The organism is Bifidobacterium sp. FKU, assembly GCF_026016385.1.
Lineage (GTDB): Bacteria > Actinomycetota > Actinomycetes > Actinomycetales > Bifidobacteriaceae > Bifidobacterium > Bifidobacterium infantis.
Genome location: NZ_CP092888.1, coordinates 203583 through 227004 on the forward strand (window position 1 = coordinate 203583; position 23422 = coordinate 227004).

21 protein-coding genes and 3 tRNA genes are annotated in these 23422 nt (G+C 61.7%); 15 read left to right on the forward strand and 9 right to left on the reverse strand.

What is annotated here, in order from left to right; all coding sequences use genetic code 11:
- The first annotated feature begins 266 nt into the window (after positions 1-266).
- Both tmk and MMB48_RS00910 read left to right on the forward strand, forming a co-directional pair.
- A complete protein-coding gene (gene tmk, locus MMB48_RS00905) occupies positions 267-968 on the forward strand; it encodes a dTMP kinase (RefSeq protein ID WP_032744979.1) in 702 nt (233 codons plus the stop codon).
- Positions 965-2116, forward strand: a complete 1152-nt coding sequence (locus tag MMB48_RS00910) for a DNA polymerase III subunit delta' (protein ID WP_032744977.1) — start codon at positions 965-967, stop codon at positions 2114-2116. Before tmk ends, MMB48_RS00910 begins: the two co-directional genes overlap by 4 nt.
- 20 nt (positions 2117-2136) lie before the next feature.
- Here MMB48_RS00910 and MMB48_RS00915 read toward each other — a convergent pair whose 3' ends face one another.
- The 3 genes from MMB48_RS00915 to MMB48_RS00925 all read right to left on the reverse strand — a co-directional run bounded on the left by MMB48_RS00915 (position 2137) and on the right by MMB48_RS00925 (position 3358).
- Positions 2137-2769 carry a LacI family DNA-binding transcriptional regulator gene (locus MMB48_RS00915; RefSeq protein WP_032744975.1) on the reverse strand — a complete coding sequence of 211 codons (633 nt, stop codon included), beginning with the start codon at positions 2767-2769 and terminating at the stop codon, positions 2137-2139.
- 123 nt (positions 2770-2892) lie between these two features.
- Entirely contained in the window at positions 2893-3153 is a 261-nt protein-coding gene (locus MMB48_RS00920) for an HPr family phosphocarrier protein (protein WP_032744973.1), read from the reverse strand.
- Positions 3154-3187: 34 nt separating this feature from the next.
- On the reverse strand, positions 3188-3358 hold the full coding sequence (locus MMB48_RS00925; protein WP_162859228.1) for a hypothetical protein: 171 nt from the start codon (positions 3356-3358) through the stop codon (positions 3188-3190).
- A gap of 51 nt (positions 3359-3409) precedes the next feature.
- Between MMB48_RS00925 and ptsP the strand changes: the two genes are divergently transcribed.
- The 4 genes from ptsP (at position 3410) to MMB48_RS00945 (ending at position 9244) form a co-directional block, all read left to right on the forward strand.
- Positions 3410-5059 (forward strand): phosphoenolpyruvate--protein phosphotransferase, encoded by a 1650-nt coding sequence (gene ptsP / locus MMB48_RS00930; RefSeq protein WP_032744972.1) that lies wholly within the window; start codon positions 3410-3412, stop codon positions 5057-5059.
- A 210-nt stretch (positions 5060-5269) separates the two neighbouring features.
- On the forward strand, positions 5270-5824 hold the full coding sequence (locus MMB48_RS00935; protein WP_032745126.1) for a YbhB/YbcL family Raf kinase inhibitor-like protein: 555 nt from the start codon (positions 5270-5272) through the stop codon (positions 5822-5824).
- A gap of 143 nt (positions 5825-5967) precedes the next feature.
- Entirely contained in the window at positions 5968-7569 is a 1602-nt protein-coding gene (locus tag MMB48_RS00940) for a C69 family dipeptidase (protein WP_032744970.1), read from the forward strand.
- Positions 7570-7726: 157 nt separating this feature from the next.
- A complete protein-coding gene (locus tag MMB48_RS00945; RefSeq protein WP_032744968.1) occupies positions 7727-9244 on the forward strand; it encodes a formate--tetrahydrofolate ligase in 1518 nt (505 codons plus the stop codon).
- 303 nt (positions 9245-9547) lie between these two features.
- On the opposite strand, the gene MMB48_RS00950 is transcribed toward MMB48_RS00945, so the two are convergent.
- Positions 9548-9895, reverse strand: a complete 348-nt coding sequence (locus MMB48_RS00950; protein WP_012576632.1) for a phenylpyruvate tautomerase MIF-related protein — start codon at positions 9893-9895, stop codon at positions 9548-9550.
- Positions 9896-10095: 200 nt separating this feature from the next.
- Between MMB48_RS00950 and MMB48_RS00955 the strand changes: the two genes are divergently transcribed.
- Positions 10096-10632 (forward strand): GtrA family protein, encoded by a 537-nt coding sequence (locus MMB48_RS00955; protein WP_032744967.1) that lies wholly within the window; start codon positions 10096-10098, stop codon positions 10630-10632.
- A 51-nt stretch (positions 10633-10683) separates the two neighbouring features.
- Here the strand turns inward: MMB48_RS00955 and MMB48_RS00960 are convergent, their stop codons facing one another.
- Entirely contained in the window at positions 10684-12135 is a 1452-nt protein-coding gene (locus MMB48_RS00960; RefSeq protein ID WP_032744966.1) for an MFS transporter, read from the reverse strand.
- A gap of 239 nt (positions 12136-12374) precedes the next feature.
- Here MMB48_RS00960 and MMB48_RS00965 point away from each other — a divergent pair, with 239 nt between their 5' ends.
- From MMB48_RS00965 to MMB48_RS00975, 3 genes are all read left to right on the forward strand, one after another.
- On the forward strand, positions 12375-13034 hold the full coding sequence (locus MMB48_RS00965; protein ID WP_032744964.1) for a histidine phosphatase family protein: 660 nt from the start codon (positions 12375-12377) through the stop codon (positions 13032-13034).
- 87 nt (positions 13035-13121) lie between these two features.
- Positions 13122-14030, forward strand: a complete 909-nt coding sequence (locus MMB48_RS00970) for a hypothetical protein (RefSeq protein ID WP_032744962.1) — start codon at positions 13122-13124, stop codon at positions 14028-14030.
- A 124-nt stretch (positions 14031-14154) separates the two neighbouring features.
- The gene (locus tag MMB48_RS00975) at positions 14155-15030 is read left to right on the forward strand and encodes a D-hexose-6-phosphate mutarotase (protein WP_032744960.1); all 876 of its coding nucleotides are present in this window, start codon (positions 14155-14157) and stop codon (positions 15028-15030) included.
- 87 nt (positions 15031-15117) lie between these two features.
- Here MMB48_RS00975 and MMB48_RS00980 read toward each other — a convergent pair whose 3' ends face one another.
- A complete protein-coding gene (locus MMB48_RS00980) occupies positions 15118-16212 on the reverse strand; it encodes a DUF805 domain-containing protein (protein ID WP_032744959.1) in 1095 nt (364 codons plus the stop codon).
- A gap of 150 nt (positions 16213-16362) precedes the next feature.
- Here MMB48_RS00980 and gltX point away from each other — a divergent pair, with 150 nt between their 5' ends.
- The 3 genes from gltX (at position 16363) to MMB48_RS00995 (ending at position 18281) form a co-directional block, all read left to right on the forward strand.
- Positions 16363-17883 carry a glutamate--tRNA ligase gene (gltX, locus tag MMB48_RS00985; protein WP_032744957.1) on the forward strand — a complete coding sequence of 507 codons (1521 nt, stop codon included), beginning with the start codon at positions 16363-16365 and terminating at the stop codon, positions 17881-17883.
- Positions 17884-18094: 211 nt separating this feature from the next.
- Positions 18095-18167 (forward strand) — tRNA-Glu (locus MMB48_RS00990).
- 39 nt (positions 18168-18206) lie between these two features.
- Positions 18207-18281: transfer RNA gene (locus tag MMB48_RS00995), tRNA-Gln, on the forward strand.
- Between the two features lie 270 nt (positions 18282-18551).
- On the opposite strand, the gene MMB48_RS01000 is transcribed toward MMB48_RS00995, so the two are convergent.
- Together MMB48_RS01000 and MMB48_RS01005 are read right to left on the reverse strand one after the other, a co-directional pair.
- Positions 18552-19049, reverse strand: coding sequence for a hypothetical protein (locus MMB48_RS01000; RefSeq protein WP_032744955.1), 498 nt, complete (start codon positions 19047-19049; stop codon positions 18552-18554).
- Positions 19050-19214: 165 nt separating this feature from the next.
- On the reverse strand, positions 19215-20063 hold the full coding sequence (locus tag MMB48_RS01005; protein ID WP_012576643.1) for a YoaK family protein: 849 nt from the start codon (positions 20061-20063) through the stop codon (positions 19215-19217).
- Between the two features lie 325 nt (positions 20064-20388).
- On the opposite strand from MMB48_RS01005, the gene MMB48_RS01010 reads away from it, so the two are divergent.
- Positions 20389-20868 carry a hypothetical protein gene (locus tag MMB48_RS01010; RefSeq protein WP_412488997.1) on the forward strand — a complete coding sequence of 160 codons (480 nt, stop codon included), beginning with the start codon at positions 20389-20391 and terminating at the stop codon, positions 20866-20868.
- 514 nt (positions 20869-21382) lie between these two features.
- Here the strand turns inward: MMB48_RS01010 and MMB48_RS01015 are convergent.
- A tRNA-Ser gene (locus MMB48_RS01015) sits at positions 21383-21467 on the reverse strand.
- Between the two features lie 301 nt (positions 21468-21768).
- On the opposite strand from MMB48_RS01015, the gene MMB48_RS01020 reads away from it, so the two are divergent.
- Positions 21769-23412, forward strand: coding sequence for a DUF6020 family protein (locus MMB48_RS01020; protein WP_032744953.1), 1644 nt, complete (start codon positions 21769-21771; stop codon positions 23410-23412).
- Positions 23413-23422 lie beyond the last annotated feature (10 nt).

A 23422-nucleotide genomic window follows, 5' to 3' on the forward strand; every position in this document is an offset into this window, starting at 1 on the left:
GCTCTACTTGCGTTTCAAGGGGCTGATTTCTCGTTTTGAGAATATCTACTTCCGCTTCAAGGGGCTGGTCATCTGCTGAACCACGAGTATGAACGGCTCCGCGCCAACGTCATTCCGCCGTTTTGGAACGTTGTCTACTTGGGCAACAGCCCCTCGAAACGGAAGTAGACCTTCAGAAAAGACCAAATCAGCCCCTTGAAACGGAGGTAGAGCTGGTTTAACTGCCTGTTGGGCGCAACTCTGCGCCTAACGCTAAGGTCAATAGCATGAGCGGTCTGTTTGTTTCGTTTGAAGGTGTCGATGGCGTGGGCAAGACCACGCAAGTCGAGCGGCTGCGTGCGTATCTTGAGGCTCAGGGGCGTACCGTGGTCGTTACCCGTGAGCCGGGAGGCACTGCGTTAGGCAAGGCCATTCGCCAACTGCTGTTGCACGGTGTGGATGGGGGCGCCGTCGACATTGCACCGCGCGCCGAGGCGCTGCTATTCGCTGCAGACCGAGCCCAGCACGTTGCCGAAACCATCCGCCCGGCATTGGAGCGCGGTGAAGTGGTGATCACCGACCGCTATATAGACTCTTCCTTGGCCTATCAGGCCGGTGGCCGCGAACTCACGCCAGAAGAGATTCGATCCTTAAGCATGTGGGCCACCAACAACCTGCTGCCCGACCGCACATATCTGCTGGACATGGATCCGGCGCTTTCCCACAATCGTCTTGAGCATGCCGAAGATCGCATGGAGTCGGCCGGCAGCGACTTCCAGTCCCGCACCCGTCAGGCGTTCCTCGACTTGGCCGCGGCCGAGCCGAATCGTTTCCACGTGATCGATGCCAGCCAGTCCATCGAACAGGTGTGGTCCGCCATCGAAGCGGACATTCAGACACTGCTGCGGGACAATGTTGCAGATGTGGATACGGTGATGGCGCGATCCGGGGCGTCTACAGGAGCCGTGACGATGGGCGGTGTCCGATGAGCGTATGGGATTCACTAGTCGGTCAGCAGCCGGTAATCGACATGCTCAGTCGCATCGCGCAGGGCGACCCGGGGCAGATCACCCAGTCGTGGCTGATTTGCGGGCCTCCCGGCTCCGGCCGTTCCAATATGGCCCGAGCATTCGCGGCGGCGCTGGAAAGCCCCGACCACGGCATGAACGATGAGCCCACGCGCGTCACCCAACAGGTGCTCGCCGGCACCCACCCGGATGTCACGGTGCTGACCACCAACAAAGTGACCATCGGCATCGACCAGGTGCGCGAGATCATCACCACCTCCGAGCAAATGCCTGCCACGGCACCATGGCGCATCATCATTATCGAGGATGTGGACCGCATGCTGGAGCGCACCACCAATGTGCTGCTGAAGGAGATCGAGGAGCCGGCCGAACACTGCATCTGGCTGCTATGCGCGCCCAGCGCCCAGGACGTGCTGCCCACCATCCGCTCGCGCACGCGCATTGTGAATCTCGCCGTGCCCTCCGCATCGGCGGTGGCTGAATTCTTGACCTCCACTACCAATGTTGAGCCGAAAATCGCCCAGCGTGCGGCCCGTCTGGCCGAGGGACACATCGGCATCGCCAAGTTGTACGCCACTGACAAGCAGGTGATGACGGATCGCGACGAATTGGTGGTGGGTGTACTGAACCTCGCTCGCGCCTCGGACGCGGTGCTGCTGGCCGGCAACCTCATCGACAACGCCAAGGCCCAGGCCGAGGTGGACGCAAGCCGCACCGCGGCCGATCAAGAGGCGGAATTCCGCCGTATCAACGGTCTTGAGCCGGGGGAGCGGATTCCGCCGAAACTGCGCGGCGCGTTCAATCAGATCGCTAAGAAGGACGATCTCAAGCGGCTGACCACACGTCGCACGCGCGATGTACTTGACCGCGCGCTCAATTCCATCGCCTCCATCTACCGTGACGTGGCGGTATTGCAGAACAACGCGGAAGATTCGGTCGGGCTTATCAACCTGGAGAATCGGTCGGCCATCACCGAGCTATCGGTACGACTGAACCGTGCCGGGGCAGTGGCCCGTCTGGACGAAGTGGCGCACACCCGCAAGCGGCTTGCCGGCAATGGCAACCCGTTGCTGGTGTTTGAATCGCTGTTCTGCGCGCTGATTCCGTAAGGTTCTTCCCGCCGCCCGATTTATTCGGCGTCCTGCGAGTCCGGAGCAATCAGGCGCGAAGGCAAGTTGACATGTACTGGGGTGCTGGATTGATCGGCAAGCAGCCGCAGCAGCTCGTCGGCAATCTGTTGCAGGCCGGGCTGAACCGGCTCGGAGTCAGGCGTGAACGTGGTGTGCTGCAACCCTCCGATTTGCACGGCAGGAATCTCCTGCGCATATTGCGCCAGCACATCGCCCAAATCAATGCCGGGCAGTGGCACGACAATCAGTCCATCCACATGGCGCGCGGCCATCAACACAATGCGTTCCTTCTGCACTTCCGGCGTTCTGCCGACGCTCAGCGCTAATTGCCGGCCGCTCCTGTTGACCAGCGGCTCAAGCGTATCGATGAGCCGTGCGCTGAACGGATCCTGAACGCTCGGCACAATCAGGCCGATGGTTCTCGTCACAGTGGAACGCAGCGCACTGGCCGCAAAATTCACCGAATAATTGAGGCTGTGAGCCGCGGCTCGCACGCGGCGGGCGATGTCGTCGTCCTTGGTGCGTTTGCCGGAAAGCACACGGGATACCGTGGCCGTGGAAACATTCGCGATGGCGGCAACATTGACGATTGAGGCGGATGATGATGATTCCGCTGGCTCGTTCGCGGTCATGTGTGCCTCCTCTCCCAGAAAGCAAGCCGGCTCGGTGAAATTACCGGCAATCACTATAGAACAAAAGACGGCCGCCCGGACAGGCGGGGCGGCCGTTTGGCAAGTGAGAGAAGTTTCGCCCGTTTACTCGGCGGCGAGCAGGGTCTCGGTCAGGGAGTCGGCAACGGTCTCGGCGTTGTCTCCCTCAACGGTGATCTGCACGGTGTCGCCCTGCTGAACGCCCAGTCCCATGACGGACAGAATCGAGCCTGCGGGGACGGCCGCGCCGCCTTCCTTGGCGATGGTGACGTTGCAGCCGGAGGCCGCCACGGCCTGAGCAAACTGTGCTGCAGGACGTGCGTGAATGCCGACCGGATCAGTGATGGTGATGTTGCGGGTAACCATAAGGACACTCCTTTGCGTCTGTCTGAAATGGAAGTCATGCGGCCAATTGCGGCAGCTGCTTGATATCGAGTATACCGAGACGTAAAATAAAATCCAGAAAACGATTACCGTTGGCGTGTTGCAGATGATAGACCACCATAATAGGGGAACTAACAAGGAAGAACTTGCCGGCAATGGCTGCGGCTGCATACTCCGAAGTAGGCATCGAGGCCACTGCTCCAAAGAACTACTACCCTACGAACAAAGGAGAACCATTATGGAAATCAAGGGTGTTGGCATTGGCCGCGGCGTGGCGGTCGGCTCGGTTATTCGTATGGCGGTCCCTCTGCCGGAGCCTTCCGACGCGCCCCGTGCCGATACCGTGCCGGCGCAGAAAGAGATCGACCGCGTCACTAAGTCGCTGGCCGTGGTGAATGCCGACCTGAGCCGTCGTGCCGAAGAAGCGGCCAACGGCGACGAAGGCGCCAAGCAGGCCGCCCCGATTCTGCAGGCCATCTCCATGTTCGCGTCCGACCCCTCGCTGGCGGCCAGCATCACCTCGCTGATCAACGGCGGCAAAACCGCAGAGCGCGCCGTACTGGAAGGCTTCGCCGCAGTTGAGGATATGTTCCGCGCCATCGGCGGATACCAGGCCGAGCGTGCCGCCGATCTGCACGATGTGGGCCAGCGCGTGATCGCTGACCTGATGGGCGTGCCTGCTCCCGGCATTCCGGAAAGCGAGACCCCGTTCGTGCTGGTGGCCGAGGATCTTTCCCCCGCGGACACCGCCGCAATCGACCTGAACAAGGTGCTGGCCATCGTCACTTCGCAGGGCGGCCCAACCTCGCACACCGCCATTCTGGCCCGCGCTCGCGGCATCGTGGCCGTGGTCTCCGCCGCCGAAGCCGAGAACCTGGCCAATGGTGAGCAGGTCATCGTCAACGCCGCCAAGGGCGTGGTGGTTACCAACCCGACCGCTGCTGAGATCGAGGATGCCGAGGCCGCCAAGGCTCACGCCGCCAAGGCCAAGGAGCTGCGCGGCAAGCCGGGCTCCACCAAGGACGGCCACCACATTCCGCTGCTCGCCAACGTGGGCAAGCCCGCTGATGCCGACCCGGCCCTGGAGTATGGCGCCGAAGGCGTGGGCCTGTTCCGCTCCGAGTTCCTGTTTATCGGCAACTCCGAGCCGCCGAGCGTGGAAGAGCAGACCAAGGCCTACGCCGAGCTGCTGAGCCGCTTCCCCGGCAAGAAGGTCGTGATCCGTATGCTGGACGCCGGCGCAGATAAACCGCTGCCGTTCCTCACCCCGGAAGACGAGCCGAACCCCGCCCTCGGCCTGCGTGGTCTGCGCACGCTGAAGGCTCACATGAACGTGCTCGAAGGCCAGCTCAAGGCGCTCGCCGCCGCCGATGCCCAGACCGAGGCCGACCTGTGGGTCATGGCCCCGATGGTCGCTGACGAGCATGAGGCCGATTACTTCGTCAAGCTCGGCAAGTCCTTCGGGCTGAAGAAGGTCGGTGTGATGGCCGAGGTGCCGTCCATCGCGCTTATGGCAGACAAGGTGGCCGAGGTGGCCGACTTCGTTTCGATCGGCACCAACGATCTGACCCAGTACACGCTGGCCGCCGACCGTACGCTCGGCTCGGTCGCCAACTACCAGACCGCATGGCACCCGGCGGTGCTGCGCGCCATCAAGCTCATCGCCGACGCCGGCAACGCGCACGGCATGCCGGTGGGCGTGTGCGGTGAGGCTGCCGCCGATCCGGATTTGGCCGTGGTGCTTGCAGGCATCGGCGTCAACTCGCTGTCCATGACCCCGGTGGCTCTGGACGATGTGCGCGCCGAGCTGGCCAGCTGGACGCTAGAAGAAGCGCAGGAGAAGGCCGCCAAGGCCCTCAACGGCGACTTCTACACTCCGGCTGAGTGACTGTGGCCGAGCAATCGGCTGAATAATTGGGATGATGCCTTGTTTTCTATCTCTTTGAGAATGGGAAGCAAGGCATTTTCGGTATTCCAGGGCTTCCCTTCCGTCGAGGGGAGGCCCTCAGTCGTGTTTGGATATCACCATGTATTGTGATGGCGTTTTGAGTTGCCGCAGACTGAAATCTGCAACATGGCTCGCGATACACTGGTGGGTATGAAGATTTCCGCCGATTTCACCGTCATTCCGGACGATTTCGCCAAGGCCGCGGCCCCTGAATATTTCAATGGTGGCGTGCCTGTGGTCTCCTTCCCGTTCTACATCGATGATGTGAACCCCGAAGCTCGTTACCTGCACTGGGAGTTCGTGGATCCGGATTCGATTCCGGTCTGCGGTTTCGAGTGGATTCACTGGTCCGTGGCCAACCTGCCCATCGGCGCGCTGATGTACGACTTCAACGACTCACATGCGCTGGCCATCCCGCCGGACTTCTCCCGCCAGCTGCCAGCCATGATTCCGGAGACCGTGCAAGGCCGCAATTCTTCGGCCTCCAAGTTCCTTGGTCGTAGCACTGACCCGGCCGTGATTATGCGGTACAACGGACCGCAGCCGCCGGACAAGGATCATGAGTATTACCTGCAGGTGTGGGCCACCAAGAAGCCGCTTCCCGGATTGAACCAGGGATTCTGGCTCAACGAACTGCTGCACGCGCTGCGTGCCAGCGGCGAGACTCCCGACACCGACGGCGTCTTCCTGACCGGCAAGGCGTGAGCCACATGAGCCCCCGCAGGCGGGGGCTGTCAGCATCACTGACTGAGGGGTGGGTCAGTACAAAACCTCCTTCAGTCCGACTTCGTCGTTCAGCTCCCGCCAGCGGGAGCGTGACCACAACAAAGAAAGGACACCATCACACTATGGCCTGCACCACGATTCTGGTAGGCAAAGACGCGAGCTATGACGGCTCGACCATCATCGCCCGCAACGAGGATTCCGCCAACGGCGAGTTCAATCCGAAGCGCTTCATCGTCGTCAAACCAAGCGAGCAGCCGCGTGAGTATAAGTCGGTGATCTCCCACCTGACCATCACCCTGCCGGACGACCCGCTGCAGTACACCGCCGTGCCGAACGCGGACCTCAAGGAAGGTATTTGGGGCGAGGCCGGCGTCAACGAGGCGAACGTGGCGATGAGCGCCACCGAAACCCTGACCACCAACGAGCGCGTGCTCGGCGCCGACCCGTTCGTGGAATACACGCCGGCCAAGGGCGATGAGCCCGAGGTGCCCGGCGGCATCGGCGAAGAGGACTTCCTGACCATTGTGCTGCCGTATGTCAAGACCGCGCGCGAGGGCGTCCAGCGCCTCGGCTCACTGCTCGAGGAGTTCGGCACCTACGAGATGAACGGCGTCGCCTTCTCTGACTCCAACGAAATCTGGTGGCTGGAAACCGTGGGCGGCCATCACTGGATTGCCAAGCGAGTGCCGGACGAGGCCTACGTGACCATGCCGAACCAGCTCGGTATCGACGAATTCGACCTTGAGGACGCCCTGGGTGACCAGGAAGCGCACATGTGTTCCGAAGACCTTGCCGAATTCATCGAAACCAACCATTTGGACCTCGCGGTGGAGAACACCACCCCGTTCAACCCGCGCGACGCCTTCGGCTCCCACTCCGACTCCGACCACGTGTACAACACCCCGCGCGCCTGGTACATGCAGCGCTTCCTCAACCCGTACGACGAGGTGTGGGACGGCCCGGACGCCGACCACAAGCCCACCTCCGACGACATCCCGTGGGCCCGCCAGCCGGAGCGCAAGGTGACCATCGAAGACATCAAGTACGTGCTGAGCTCCCACTACCAGGGCACTCCGTTCGATCCGTACGGCCAGCTGGGCGATGAGCGCACACGCCACATGTACCGTCCGATCGGCATCAACCGCCAGAGCCAGCTTGCGGTGATGCAGATTCGCCCGTACCGCCCGCAGGCTTCCCGAGCTATTCAGTGGATGGCATACGGGTCCAACCCGTTCAACACGCTGGTACCGTTCTTCCCGAACGTGGACGCCACGCCCGCCTACCTCGAAGACACCACCACCCGCGTGACTTCCGAGAACTTCTACTGGGCCAACCGCATCATCGCAGCCCTATGCGATGGCGCCTTCCGCTCCACGTCCAACGCCGTCGAGCGCTACCAGGAGAAGACCGGCGCGATGGGTCACCGTTTGGTGTCTGCCACCGATGAGCAGGTGGCACGCCTTGGCTTGACGGCCGCCGAGGAAGCCTCGCAGTCTGCTGCCGAAGAGGAATTCGAGGCGGATAACGTAGACGGTGATGTGCAGCCGATGACCCCGGACGAGACCATCGCCGCGCTGCGTAACCCCGAAGTGCGCGAGATTCTCGCCACCGCCAACCAGACCATGGCCGACCAGCTCAAGGAGGAAACCGACAAGCTGCTTGACTCCGTGCTGTACGCTCGCAGCATGGAGATGAAGAACGGCTTCCACATGTCCGACTTTTAGTCCGTATTGAGCTCCCCTCCCTGAGGGGAACTGACCGCGAAGCGGACTGAGGGGCTAAGCTGTTAAGAAACAGCCCAGTGGGCTGTTTCTAGGCGAAGAGGCGGCGGCGGCCGCCCCACCACCCCGCTCCGCCATCATCAACACAGAAAGGCATTAAATGACCACCATCGAAGACTTCACCAGCCAGTACGGCCTGGTCCAGAAGATCGACGCATTCGGCTACATGAAGTACCTGGCCGAGAACCCGGACGCCCCGTGCAAGCACGGCAAGGTGGTGCTCGTCACCGCCGATACGCCACTCAAGGCATCGCGCGGCGAAGGCAAGACCACCACGACCATCGCCTTGATCGACGCCCTGAACAAGCGTGGCATTGATGCGGCCGCCGTGCTGCGTCAGCCGAGCATGGGCATCACCGCAGCCGGTTCCAAGGGCGGTGCCTCCGGCGGCGGCAAGGCATCCCTGACCCACCCCGAGCTCATCGACTGGGGTCTGTGCGGCGAAATGGGCGCCATCGAGGCGGCCCAGAACCTGCTCGTCTCCTTCGCCGAGAAGGCCATCGATGAAGGCAAGCTTGACACGATTCTCGTGCCGCGTGTCTCCGAGGTGCCGAGCCGCTCCCTGCGCTCCACCGCCGTGGACTACGGCAAGGGCAACGTGCCGGAGAAGGTCGTGCTCACGCCGACCTGCGAGCTCATGCAGATCATGGTGCTCTCCCGCTCGATGGATGAGATTTCCGAGCGTGTATCCAAGATGATCGCCGGCACCAAGGACGGCAAGGCCGTGACCTTCGGCGAGTTCGTGGACCTGTGGCGCATCACCGGCATTCTGGCCGACGCGGTCAAGCCGGCCAAGACCGAGACCGTGAACGGCTCCCCGGTCTACGTGCACGGTGGCCCGTTCGCCAACGTGTCCATCGGCATTCCGACGCTGGTTTCCGTGGAAATGGCCTGCGCTCTGCATGATGTGGTTGTCGTCGAAGCCGGTTACGGCACCGACGCCGGTGCCCAGAAGTGGCTGGACATCGCCTGTCGCGAGTATGGCGCGCAGTGGCCGTCCGCCGCCATCGTGGTGACCCGCGCCTCCACCTGGCGCGACGATCCCGAGCTGGCCTGGCGCTACCCGTTCCACGTGCAGCGCCTGGAGAACCTGGACATTCCGACCTTCCCGCTCATCAACCTGTGGGAAGGCGAGGACGATCAGGTCCCGTCCCTGCAGGCCACCGCCGATGAGCTAGGCTTCCGCACGCCGATCGTCGGCAATCTGTTCCGCGACGGCGGCGAGGCGCTGGTCCCGCAGCTTGACGGTTTCGTCGATGCGTTGCAGAACGGCTCCATGCCGGCCAAACCGCATTCGCACAAGGGCATGGCCCTGACCGAGAACGCCAAGTGGGTGGCCGAGAACGCCTACGGCGTACCGGCCGAGCGCGTGATCTACAAGCCGGGCTTCACCGAGTCTGTGTCCGAGGCCATGGAACTGTGCCAGAGCGCAGGCATCTCGCTGGACAATCTGACGTTCGTGGCGGTCAAGTCCCCGGCGACCATGACCGACAACGACCGTGCCCCCGAAGAAGAGCGCACCGTGACCCTGAAGAAGGTCGAGGTGCATGCCGGTGCCGGTCTGGTCCACGTCAACCTGACCACCAGCCTCACCACCCCTATGCCCAAGATCGTCTGATGACAGGCACGAGGTGAGGTAACTCGCTTTCGAGGGGCGGATTTCCGGTTTTCCGGAGGTCCATCTGCGTTTCGAGGGGCTCTTCGATTGCGAAACCCGGAGTATGATCATTGAAACTGCAATGTTTATACTCCGGGTTTCTTGTTTTAGAAGCCCCTTGAAACGCTAGTAGAGCTTCTGAATGTTGGAAATCAGCCCCTTGAAACGTAGAAAGCCCGCCACCGGCGGGCTTTCTATATCTGAGCTTCCCTCTTTGAGGGGAGCTGTCAGCGAAGCTGACTGAGGGGAGCCAGAATACGCGAACTAGAAGTTGCCGCCATTCCAGCCCCAGTCGGTGGTGGCGGTGTAACGGATGTAGGTGCGGTCCTCGGGAATGCCGAGCGTGGAGTTCAGCGCGGCCATAATGCTCTCGGTCAGCTTTTCCCAAGCAGAGCCCGGCACGGAGCGGCCGAACACGTTGACCTCCACATAGGCGGCGGGCTGGTCATCGCTACCACCGAAGTAGATCGGCATATTGTCTTCGAACGGGCACATCAGCCAGCCCTCGGACTTGCCCGGCACGGCGGTAATCGCCTTGCCATAGGCGGCCTTCAACGCCTCGCGCTGCTCAGGGGTGGTGGACACGGACACATGAGTGTGAATAACGGGCATAATTCCTCCTTGATTCGGTTCACTTCCAGTCTAGCCTCAGCGGCTGCTGTTGAACATGGCATGCGGACGTAGGAAGCTGCTCGCAGAGCGGACCGGGGCAAGGCCAATTGGGGAGATTATTGGCCTTTTCAGCCAATATATGTTCCGCAGTCAGCCCAATAGTGTTGAATACCCTTGTGAGAAAATTGATTGAACAGCTGATGAAGTTCGGCATTGTGGGCGTCATCGCCTTTGTTATCGACTGGGGTATCCTCAACCTATTGGTTGGCATATTCCACATGCACAACGTGCTGGCTGCCACCATCTCTTTCATCATCTCGCTGATTTTCAACTATCTGGCGAGCATGAAATTCGTATTCAAGCATCGTGATGACATGGCGCGCTGGATGGAGATCCTTATCTTCGTGGTGGGCGCTGTAGTCGGTCTGTTCATGAATGACGCGATTATCTGGATTTCCACCTATGGCATGAACCACGATGCCTATGTATCGCAGCATGCCGAATATCTGTTGCGTACCAATATCGGCAAGTTGGTGGCCACTGCCGTGGTGATGATCTGGAACTTCTTGATTCGCAAGTGGCTGCTCGACGATACGCACACCAATGCGATGAACCGTCTGAAGTCCGCTGAAAATCGACTGAATGCTGAGGAGCTTGAAGCCAAGTGGCAGAACAGCTTCTCCCACAAGCTCGGCATCTGGTCCCTGGAACACACGCCCAAAGGCTGGTCGAAGTAGCGTTTTGACGTATAGCTAAGCCCCCTCGTCAGAGGGGGCTTAGCTTTTGTCTCACACGCTCACTTCGGTAAGGGCCGGCTGCTCGGTGGAGCCCTTGATCTGTTTGAAGCCAATCAGCGCAATCACCAGCGAGGCCAGTGCTAAAGTGGTCACCACCATGAAGCCGCCATGCGAGCCCATGCGGTCAATGAACTGGCCGGCAATCGCCGAACCGGCGGAGGAGCCGATGGAGTTCATCGCACCCATCCACGCCATGCCCTCGGTCAAGCGAGAGGGCGGCACCAGATGCAACATGAGCTGGTTGCCGTTGATCCACGTCGGGGCCTGGCATACGCCAATAATCAAGTAGATGATCATGATTACCCACAGATGCTTGGCGAACAGGAACGTACTGATGCCGATGTTCACCACGGCCAGGCAGAAGTAGAAGCGCTTCCACAGGGCAATTGACCAGTTCTTCGCGCCATACACCAATGCGCCCATCAGCGAGCTGAAGGAGAAGCAGGCAAACACAAAGCCCGTGTACTGCTTCATATTCGCTTCGGTGGCGAACGCAATAATCGAGATGCCCGTGGCCGACTGGAACGCGCCCAAACCGAACCAGGTGACGCACACCGCAATCAGACCCGGACCCCAAATGGACGCCTTCTTGCCCGAACGCGCATCGGCGACCGCCTGCTTAATGGCTGCGTTAATCGTGGCCTCATCGGTCACGCCTTCACGCTCAAGACGGCGGCGGGTCTCCTCGGCGGCGGTTTCCACCTTCAGCGCCTCAGCTTTGGCGGCCTCGCGCTCACGGTATTCCTTGCGGGAGATGCCCTCGGCGCGCGCCAGCGCGGTCTGCGATGGCGGCTCGGTGGTCAGCTCGGTCAGGAACATCAGCGCACCGATCACCACGCACATGCCAGTGAACGAGAACGCCAGCAAACCGGAGATCACGGCCAGCGTGGAGGCCAGCGGATTGCCGATCACCCACATGCATTCGTCGAGCACGCCGCACAGCGACAGCGCGCGGTTCGTGCGCTCCCGGTCACCCTTAAGAATCTTGGTCCAGCGCGCGCGGCTCATCGCGCCCCACGGCGGAATGGCGGCCAGGAACGGCGTCAGACAGTACAGCACCCATTCCGGCGCGCGGTTGGTAATCGCCGTCACCAGCGCGATGGCGGCCACAATCCAAACGATAATCGTCGGAATCGAGACCTGCCTCTGGCCGAACTTGTCGGTCAGCTTGCCCAGCAGCGGCGTGGCCACGGCCAGCGCAATCGCCTGAATGGCGGTGAGCATGCCGGCCAGCGAATAGTTGCCGTAATAATGCTGTACGGAAATGGTGATGGTCATGCCGACCATCGGGAATGGCATGCAGGCGATGACCGAGCCGATGGAATAACGGGCGGTATGCGGAATGCGCAGTAGTTCCGCATACCCACCAAAGACTTTGTGGCCTACTTCCTTGATGCCGGCCAGAATGGTGCTCGAGTTCGAGTTGGACGAGTTATTGGACATAACAGCACTACGCTCCTTTCCGCTCCCGATTGGATGTCCCCCGCTGGCGTGGCGTGGCCGGCGAAGCCCTCATCGAATGATGTGTTGTCCATGGTCGCGCAAAGTTTGCGTCGGATTTTCCCATCCGCATATTTGCGTCACGGATACTCTACGGGTGTCCACTCCGCGACACGCGGTAGATTGGAGATATTAAGACAACGTTCTCATGCCCTTCAGGGCGGGAAGCAGAAAGGCGACTCATGAGCGCTACCACCATCCATTTCGTCCGGCATGGCAAGGTATACAACCCCGGCCATCTGCTCTATGAGCGACTGCCCGACTTCCATCTTTCCGACCTTGGCCGTCGCATGGCCCAAGCCACCGCCGCGTACTTGGCCAAGAATCCCCAAACCAATACGATTGCAGCCGTCTACTCCTCGCCGCTCGACCGTACGCGCGAGACCGCCGGCGCGATTCTCGATGCGCTGAACCCCGTGCGCGAGGCTCGTGGCGAGGCTCCGCTCACGCTCACCACTGATGAACGGGTGATTGAGGCCGGCAACGAGTTCCGTGGCAAGCGCATCGGCCATGGCGAGGGCGCGCTGTGGAAGAACGGCAACTGGAAGCTCGTCACCAACCTGTACAAGCCGAGCTGGGGCGAGTCCTATCAGCACATCGCGGCGCGTATGGACGACTTCGCCCGCGAGAAGGTGGCCCAGCACCCCGGCGAGCAGATTGTGGTGGTCAGCCACGAATCGCCGATTTTCAGTTATCGACATTATCTGGAGACCGGCCACCCCGAGCACTGGATGTTCCTGCGGCACACGGCGCTCGCCTCCGTGACCTCGGTGACGTATGACAACGAAACCGGCCGTGTGATGTCAATCACGTATGTCGACCCAGCAGCCAACGTCAAGTAACGGCACACTGGTGTTAGGACATTGGCTCCCCTCGGAGAGGGGAGCCGAGACGCACTACAATCGAGTGGTGGACGCGAAGGAGCATAGATGACCATTGAACTCAATCGTGAGGCAATCGCACAGGTCGCGGCATTGCCGGCGGTAACTGAGGCCGCCGAAGCCGGCTCGGCGCTTATCGGCCTATGGCCGCTGACCGAAGCCATGCAAATGGACAATGACGCCAAGTACGCGGAGAATCTGCAGGTGCGCCTCACCCGCGCGTTCGCCCGCGTACTGACCGGCGAGGACGTCACCGTGCCCGACGCCGAATTCGTGTATGAGGGTGCCGATGAGATTCCCGGCCGTCCGCAGAACATCGTTGATGCGCTGCTTGCCGCCAATGACGCCTACGATACGATGGCCGGGTATTGCACATCCGGTGATGCGCGGCTGGTCTTCGACGCCGCCGCGACGCTGGGCGTCCATTGGAGCGACTCCGTCGCGCACGCCGTCCGCGCCACGATAGCCGACGTGGAGTCGCAGATCGAGGCCGACGCCGTTCAGGGCCGCCTGGCCGCGTCCGGCGAGCCTGAGGACGTCGCCGACCGTTTCGCCACCGCGCTCGCCGTATGCGATGCGTTGCTGGGCGTGGTGGCCGAAGACGCCGGCGCCGACGCCCGGGCTCGGGCGACCGCCGTGCTGCCGATTCTGCTGTACGTCAATGAGTTGCGCGAACAGTGCTCGATTCCGCGTATCTGCCTGACCGATCGGCAGATTTCCGAGCTTCTCGATGCCCGTGCCGGGTCCGGGGACGCCGGGACCCTGGCCGCCACCGCCGCATACATCGCCCCTTTGGCCCGCGACGAATGGACCAAGCATCATGACGATGTGCTTTGGGATCCGGGCGAGGCCAAGAGGAGGGCCAAGGAGGAGGACGAGAAGCGCAACAAGGAGGCTCTGGCCGCCAAGTTCGCCCACATCAAGGACGATCCGGGCAAGGAGGCCGTGGAGCTGTAGCCGGTGCCGGACGACGTGGGCGGCGTCGCGCGCCGCCGGTTTGCGATCGTCTTGCCATCGTTTTCGCCGCGGCGGTATCCTATGGGGTGAACAGTATCGTCCGTGCAATGGAAGTGGAAGGTCTATGGACAACGATGTCAATCTGCGCACGCTTGTCAACGATGGCGGCAGCGCGGTAATCAGCGATTACGGAGCGCATCTGCTGCGCTGGGCCCCGACAGGACAGCCGGATGTGGTGTGGACGCCGAGCACGTGGCGCATCGAACCCGGCAAGCCGCTCGGCGGCGGGGTTCCGATCTGCTTTCCGTGGTTCGGGCCCGGATTCGCGCATGGCCGGCAGCTGGCGATCACGCCATCCCACGGATTCGCAAGGGTGCGCCGGTGGACGCTGGATGAGGAGGGGTTCACCGATGACCGGGTGCGGTATGTGATGGATTCCGAGCGTCTGACGGATGGCGAAGTGCCGTGGCTTGACGACGAGCCGGAGGCGCGCTTCCGCGCCACATACGACGTGCATGCCGCTGACACGCTGACGATGAGCCTGACCGTCGTCAATACCGGTGATGTTCCGATGTCGTATGAGGCCGCGCTGCATTCCTATCTGCATGTGGGAGATGTATCCGACGCCGGTCTGGTGGGTCTGCGGGGGGCGACGTATCTGGACGCCACCGCGACCGGTTTCCCGTCGCGATTGCAGGAGCCGGAGGCGGTGACGTTCAGCGAACGGCCGGTGGATCGCGTGTATTATTCGGATTCGTCCGTGCAGTTGCGCGACGCCGTTCTGGGCCGCGTGGTGCATATCGTCAAATCCGGCTCGCCGCAGACCGTGGTATGGAACCCGGGCAAGGAAGGGGACCATATGCGTTGCGCCAGACCGGGCGAATGGCGTGGTTTCGTGGCGGTGGAGGCGGCGGCATGCCGCGACCGCGGTGTGACGTTGGCGCCGGGGGAGTCGCATACGCTTTCCCAGACGTTGTCGGTGGAGACGCTTGACGTGTGATGATGCACGGCGGCGCGGCATGCCGCCGCCGATTACGGTGAGGTCCCGTTCGTCTCGAGCGGGGCCTCACCGTTGATGCACGTCGCTTCAGCGGGTTTCGCCGGAGTCCGGGCCGGCGTTCTCGTGTTCGGGCGGCACCTGGCCGTATTGCGGGGCCGGTGCGTATTGTGGAGTCTGCCCGTATTGCTGCTGGTTCTGCCCATACGTGGGGACGGTCTGGCCGAAGTCTTGGGCGGGGGTGCCGGGAGCCGGGAATCCCGGGGCGGCGGAGGCACCGTGCGGCATACCGTAGGCGTTTTGGGGTGCGGTGCCGATCGCCGCGTCGTCGTCGAACCGTGCGCCTTCCGGCTTGGAGGGCAGGGCCATGAACACAATGCCGGTGACCGCGCTGGCCAGCATGATCAATCCGCCGATGGCCAACGCGCCGAAGCCGCCGGTTGCCAGAGCCTCATAGCCGTAGCCATAACCGTAAGCGTAATTGTGGCCGATGGCGCCGATGGCGCCGTACAACGCCGCGCCGCCGCCGACGATCATGATGAGCAGTCCCAGAGTCATCATGCCGCAGAAGACGGCGACCCACCAGCCGGGCTTGTTCGTATCGTGCAGGCGGCGGACGGCGAGCGCCAGGCCGGGGACGACGATGGCCAGGTTCCACAGGCTGGTGAGGAAGTCCAGCCTGCCGTCCGTGACGTCGCCGAGCAGGGACAGCAGGGCGTTGATGATGACGGCGGCCAGCGTCCACCACCAGAATTCACTGCGGGAGGCGCGTCCCCTGAACACCGTGTATTTCTGCCAGAAGCGGAGGAAGGCTTCGGAGAAGGGGCATCCGTAGTACGGCTTGTTCAGCGGCACCGCGCCGGTGGGGGCCGCGTACTGGTTGTAGGTGGGGGGAACCTGGCCGTAGACGGGGGACGGCTGGGCATAGGGATTGGCGTTCGGAGCGGACTGGCCGTAGGACTGGCCATACTCCTGCTGGCCATACTCCTGCTGGCCGTAGATGGGCTGGCCGTAGGGTTGCTGCTGCGCCGCTGACGCCGGGGCGGCGAAACGACCGTGATCCTGCCCCGCAGGCGTCGCGGTGGGGGCTCCATATTCGGGCGTGCCTGAGTGGTGTTGGATGGGGCCGCCGTTAGGCGTGGGCGTGGGCGTGGGTGGTGCGGGCGCGTTGCTGGGATCGGTCATTGATTCCCCTTTCATAAGACGATTGCGTCCCTCCATTCTCTCATTGAGCGGGCGCGGCGTTCAACATCCACGCCGAGTGGCGTTCCGCAACGGTTTCGGCCCCGCCGCCGTGGGCCGTCGCGTCCGGCGCGCGCGGCACAATAGGGGACTATGACTGATGCTGAAAACACCAAACCCGAACTGCCCAAGAACGTTCGTGTTCGCTTCTGCCCGTCGCCGACCGGAACCCCGCATGTCGGCATGATTCGTACCGCCCTGTTCAACTGGGCGGAAGCTCGCGCCACCGGCGGCACGCTGATCTTCCGTATCGAAGACACCGACGCCGTGCGCGACTCCGAAGAAAGCTACAACCAGATTCTCGAATCCCTGCGTTGGCTGGGCATCGACTGGGACGAGGGCATCGACGTGGGCGGTCCGCACGGCCCGTACCGTCAGTCCGAGCGTACCGCCATCTACAAGGATGTTGCCGCAAAGCTGCTCGAAGCCGGCTACGCCTACGAGTCCTTCTCCACTCCTGAGGAAATCAAGGAGCGCAACCTTGCCGCCGGCCGTCCGGCTGAGTTCGGCTACGACGGTTACGATCGCAACCTGACCGATGAGCAGAAGGCCGCCTTCCGCGCCGAAGGCCGCAAGCCGGCGCTGCGTTTGCGCATGCCCGATGAAGACATCGCCTTCGACGATTTGATTCGCGGCACCATCGAGTTCAAAGCCGGCAGCGTGCCGGACTACGTGATCGTGCGCCCGAACGGCGACCCGCTGTACACGCTGACCAATCCGGTCGATGACGCGATGATGGAAATCAACGTCGTGCTGCGTGGCGAGGACCTGCTGAGTTCCACGCCGCGTCAGATCGTGCTTTACCGTTACCTTATGGAACTCGGCATCGCCAAGGAGATGCCGCTGTTCGGCCACATGCCGTACGTGATGGGCCAGGGCAACAAGAAGCTCTCCAAGCGCGATCCGGAATCCAACCTGTTCAACCATCGCGACAATGGCTTCATCCGCGAGGGTCTGCTCAACTACCTGGCGCTGCTCGGCTGGTCGATCGCCCCCGACCGCGACGTGTTCTCCATGGACGAGATGGTCGAGAAGTTCGATGTGCGTGATGTCAAGGCCAACCCGGCCCGTTTTGACATCGACAAGGCCATCTCCATCAACGCCGAGCACATCCGTATGCTCAAGCCCGAGGACTTCCTGCGCCGCTCGGTGCCGTACCTGCACCGCGACGGTGTGGTTTCCGCCGATTCTTGGGATGCCCTGACCGATCGTGAGCGTGAGGTGCTGACCGCCGCCGCGCCGTTGGTCCAGCCGCGTGTACGCCTGCTTGGCGAGGTCGCCGGCATGGTCGGCGCGCTGCTGTCCACCGAGGAGTATCTGGAGCCTGCGGATGACGCCAAGAAGCAGCTTAAGGATTCCGCCGGCGAAGTGCTGGACGCCGCCATCGCCGCCCTCGAGGGTGTGGATGAGGCCGATTGGAAGACCGACAACCTGCATGAGACCCTGAACAAGGCTCTGGTTGAGGAGGGCGGCTACAAGCCGCGCCTCGCTTTCGGCCCGGTCCGTGTGGCCATGTCCGGCCGCCGCGTCTCCCCGCCGCTGTTCGAGTCCATGGAGATCGTTGGCAAGCCGATCACCGTCGCCCGTCTCAAGGGCCTGCGGGCGCATCTGTGATGCGTCGTCCACCGCACGCCGGCGGATGATGGGAGCGTGACGCATGGCGGGCATCCGTACATACGGATGCCCGCTTTCGCGTTGCATGGGGTGTTCCCGCAGAACGGCGGAAAATGGCGCGACACGCCGGGATTTGCGTGAGAGCAGGGTAGCGCGTAATATATCTACCTGTTGCGCGGTTCGCCTCGCAGCCGGTTGAAAAACTGAATATGCCCCCATCGTCTAGCGGTCTAGGACTACGCCCTCTCACGGCGCCAACACCGGTTCAAATCCGGTTGGGGGTACGACGAACAACTCTTCGGAGTTGCTACGCCAAGCCAAATTGGGGTGTGGTGTAATTGGCAACACAGCTGATTCTGGTTCAGCCATTCTTGGTTCGAGTCCAGGCACCCCAGCCAATAACCCTCGCGGATTAGCGAGGGTTTTTTGTTTTTACACGTCCTGCTCATGAGATACGGCCGAGAGGGTAATCCTGAATAGACAACTCTGGGGCAAAGACTGGGCTATAGTCCCAATCCGTGACTCAGAAACGGCAGAAATCCCGCGTCCGAACGTAAGGGGCGCGGGATTTCTGCCGTTTCGGGCCGTGCAGGACCGGCCGACATCGCGCGTTGCCGCGACTTGAGCGCTGTCCGATCCTGAAAACGTGAGGGAAGACCGCCCTCGTCTTACTTCTTGACCGCGTTGACGGCGTCAACAGCCTTCTGCAGCGACGTGGTGTGCTCGTGGTACCACGTGACCTGCTGTTCGAGTTTCTTGGTCGCGGCCTGGTAGCCCTTGGTGTCGTCGGCCACGCAGCCTTCGTACGTCGGCAGTTCCACGGTCAGTTCCTTGGACAGCGCGTCGAGAGCGGAGGCGTCCGAGACGCCTGCCTCGGTCAGAGCGGCGGCTTCTGCAGCATCGCCATTGACCAAGTTGTTGTAGTCGTTGGTGGCGTTACGTACGTCTTCCGAGGCGGCGGCGCAGGCGGCCACTGCGCTATCGTACTGAGACGCGCTGTATGCGCGGGTGCCGAACACCGCGACCGCGGCGATAATCGCCACCGCCACGATGGCAATCACTATAGCGACCCACTTCGTCACTCGCTTGTTGTGCGGCTGTGCCGTCGCTTCTGCTTGGTTCTGGGATTCGTGCTGGTTGCCGTTCGCCTGCTGTGCGTCAGTCATATCTACCTCTCCTTCTCACTGCCCCTGTTTGTATCTTGCGGAGGGCCTGTTTCAAACAACGGGTATCCAACATATCGAGGAGAGCCGAGATTGCCGGGCGTTTCCTACTGGTTGCGCTGTGGCGTGGCCGTTTTTGTCTCATATGGCGAAAGTATGCGCCAGAGGCTATTGCCGGCCGGTGACCCACGGCGCATCCGAATGGACGTGCGGAATCATCATCGCGATGACCGCCAGCAGACACCCGAGCATCACCATCAAGATGATGTTCTCGTGTCCGTGCGCCTGCAGAAGCGCGCCGGTCAGCGCGCCAGACGCCAGCGCCAGCATTACGACCGCACGCCGCCCGAGCTTCGACTGCTGGTGGCCGTGTGCCGAAGCGTCTGCGACGACGCCGGTCAGCGTCATCGTGAGCACGGTGGTGGGCAGGTCCGGCACCGACAGCTTGCGGGCGGTGGAGTTCTGGATGCCCATTGCCGGGGCGAGCAGCACGATCAGCAGGATGATGTGCAGGTCGATGTGCCGTGCGGTGGGGAAGTTCAGGCTCGGCTGTGAGGCCTGTGAGGCCTGGGTGGTCTGTGCAAGCCGTGCAATCGAGGAGACGCCGGACGCATCGTCTGCGGGGCCGGTGATGAGCTGGTTCAAAAGATAGACACCGATTAGCGCGGCGAGTACGAACGACGCCTGCACGCAGGTAGAAACCAACAGATGCTTGGCCCGGTTCTCCTCGAATCGCCGGATGATGCGCCCGCCGATAAGCGCGCCGACCATGAAGGAGACGAGCGTCAGCGCCGACGTCCACCAGACGAAGCCTTGGGCATGGGCGATCGAAAACCCAAGAAACACGATGTTGCCGGTCACGTTGGCCACGAACACATGCCCCAGCGACAGGTAGCTCAGCGCGTCCACCAGCCCGGCGACGAACGTCAGCACCACCAAGGCGGGGGAGAGCAGACCGTATCTGTCTTCCTTGCGGGGAACCAACGTGCGTCCTGCTTCGGCAAGATGTGATGTCATGGTTGCGACGAGGCTCCTTTTCGGGATTGAAATTATGGCGAGAACATGCGTCGGTCGACGCCGCCACTCTACTCCCTACTCCCGTACGGTGACGGTGAACTATCGACGCTTTGGCCAATCAGATGCATCGGCATACCAGTGGTGCACTGGTGATTACGCATTTTTGAACTTCGCTAACTGAATGGTCACTCAATCCGGATAATATCTTTCGAAGAGTTCGTTGCAGGTGCGATGGCAATGGGCAAAATGTGCATCCACGGTTTCCCAGTTGTGCTTCCATCCCGTCCCGCCGCGCATTCGGCCAATCGACGCGAGAAGGGAGTCCATGAAGAAAAGTGAGGCTTCTGCTGTCAATCCGGTGATGCAGATCGATGTGCCGAAATCCCGCAGCGTGGTCTCGACCAAGTCGGGCAAGGTGTTGCGACGCCGTATGAAGGTGGATGGTACGCCGGAGAGCGTGCCGATGTACCCGTACGAGATCGCCACGCGCCTGTCCGATTTGGGACGTTTGGACTTTTCCGCGCAGCCGGTGCCGGATGCGACCCGTGATGATTTCGATCCCCTTGAACGCGACCGTCTGCGCCGGATTATCGGCACCTACCAATCCAGTGACCGTAATTTGTTGGAACTGACCGATGAGGAGCTGGAGAAATCCCTGCAAGCGGATGTCATGGAACTGCTGCATGTCGATGCGAACCAGGCGTACTACCAGCTGTCCAAGCTCGTTAAGGGTGGGAAGCTGAGGGTCATTGGCCGTGGCAAGGGGGCGCGCTATACGATCGGTGGCTTTACCGGGCGAAAGTGATGTGCTGGCGGATGTGCCTGTATGGATGCTTTGTGCTGGGCATCGTCCGAACTTGGGAAGTCGTTTCGGTACTTAGGAAGGTACCTAGGAACCTAGGAAGTGGTGTGGGTAAGGTTCCTAGGTTCAGGTATGCGTTCGTGTGGCGTTCATCGGAGGGGGTCAGGGGGAACCTTCGCGCTGGGCCGACCGGTATTCGCTGCGATGCGCTTGCGATACGGAGGCTGGGATTGTTGCGAACCAAAACGAAAAAAACTGCGCGGAGAACATGAAGGGATTCGAATCGGCCCACTGACGGGACACATGGGGCGCGGTCGGACTTCGATGACGAACACACGGCAGGCGAAGGCTCGAAGGCGTTTTCAGAATCGTCGGTTCCGATATGTGACACACGCGGCAGGTCGGGGCCAAAGGTGTCGAAACGGAGGGAACCTGGAGGGAACCGACAATCGGAAGGAACCAAAGCAAAACCCCGGAAACCGAATGATTTTAACGGTTTCCGGGGCTTCAATACGGGCGGAGGATACGAGATTCGAACTCGTGAGGCTGTTACACCAACACGCTTTCCAAGCGTGCGCCATAGACCACTAGGCGAATCCTCCATGCTTTGCAGCGCGCAATTGAACTGTGTTCCGCAGGCAACTCGAATAAGTTACCACAGGTTTCGGATAAGTGCACGCTTCGGCGTGGCGCGTGTCGCGACGCGGATGTGAAGAATGATCACTGCGAGTGAAAGGCTCACTGGAAAGTCCCGCGCAACACCCGCACAAGGACCGCATGCTTGTGCAGGGCCCACACACCCGCGCGCACCTACACAACCCCCGGTAAAGAAATCACCGTATCCGGGTGAATTTTCGATGTTCGCCCGGCGCGCGCCCGCAATCGCGCCTAGGCTGTTGAGTCATGAACGAGGGGACAGCGGCCGACGTAACCGCAGCACATGGTGGCCGGTCGCGCCAATCGAAGAAACACTCAAAGACGTACCGCAGCATATCCGCGATCCTTAGTTGGCTCACGGCCCGCCGCCCGACCACGTTATCCACATCGCTGCGCGCGCGATTCCTCTCTTACCTGCTCACGATCGCTATCGCCTGGCTACCGTGGCTCATACTCACCTGGCCGGGCTCGATGCGCGACGATACGCTTGCCCAATATCTGCAATCGTCCGGTCTGCACCACTACTACACTCAGCATCCGCTGTTTGATACTCTCACGTTCGGCTTGTTCTGGCATATCGGCAGCGCACTCGGCTCCCCTCTGATCGGGCAGGCCCTGTACACCGTGACCCAAGCGGTTCTACTCGCCGCCGGGTGCGCGTTTCTGCTGTGCTACATCCGCAAAATCGGCTCGCCGCGCTGGCTCATCGGTCTAGGCCTCGTCTATCTTGCCACCAACTATGTGGTGGTCGGCGCAATCACCACGATGGGTAAGGACTCGTTGCACGCCGTGTTCTATCTGCCGTTGGCCGTGCTGTTCGTGGAGGCTTGTCTGACGCGCGGCTCGGTACTGGCTCGCCGCCCGGTGGCATTCGCGTTCGTCATCCTGTTGTTCGCCACCATCGTCTCCAAGCGGACGGCGCTCATAATCGTGCTATGCGCCGGCTGCTGTTTGCTCGTTGTCTGTACGCCCAAAGGCGCGCGGCGTCGTGCGTTTGCGTGTCTTGCGGTTGCCATCGTTGTGGCGCAGGGCGTGTGGACGCCATTAAGCGCGGCCGCCACGCATGCGAATCGATCGCCCGGACGTGAGGTGTGGGGCCTGGTCACCCAGCCCGTGGCCCGGCTCGCGCACGATGATCCCAGTGCGATAGACAAGGTTCAGCGGCGGCGACTGAACGCGATCATGGATCTCGACTGGGCCGCCGCCGGCATCAACCCGCACCGCACCGATGAGACCTTCCGCACTCTGCGCGAGCACCCTAGGCCAACCGCGGCGCAACAACTCGCGGCCCTGCAGGTCTGGGCGCAGCTCGGCCTCGCGCATCCGACTGAATATGCCACGGCCTATGCCGGGGTGACTCGCGGATGGTGGGACCCGCGCGTCAATTTCGCGTACCCCACTGATTCCGACTACCTGTTCACGCCTAGCTATCTCAGGCAATGGGCATCTTTCCTGACTGAAGGTGCTTGGAAGCATACTTCCGACGGCGATGCCGATACCGTGGCAGCCGAACGGCTTGCCGCCATCGAACATGACCTTGCGCCGCTGAGGGGTACCTCCGATAAGCCGCAATGGCAGAAAAATATATTGCGGGCGATTCATCGGTGGGCGCGTTCGGATGGTCGCGTCGGTGTTCGTAAAGGCAATCTGCTGACTTCGATGGCCCTGTACGTCACGTGGATTCCGCTGGCTGCGGGTCTTGCGCTGGTGGTGCGGCCTGCGCGACGACGCTACGGCCCCGCACTGGCCGCTTACGGTTTGTTGGCATTCACGGTGCTGTCGCTGTATGCCTCACCCATGGCACTATTTTGGTATCCGATTCCGGTATTCCTCGCGTTGCCGCTTTTTGTGGTGTTACCGTTCACATTCCGGGATAGCCATCCTCTCTGAGCATAGTTAT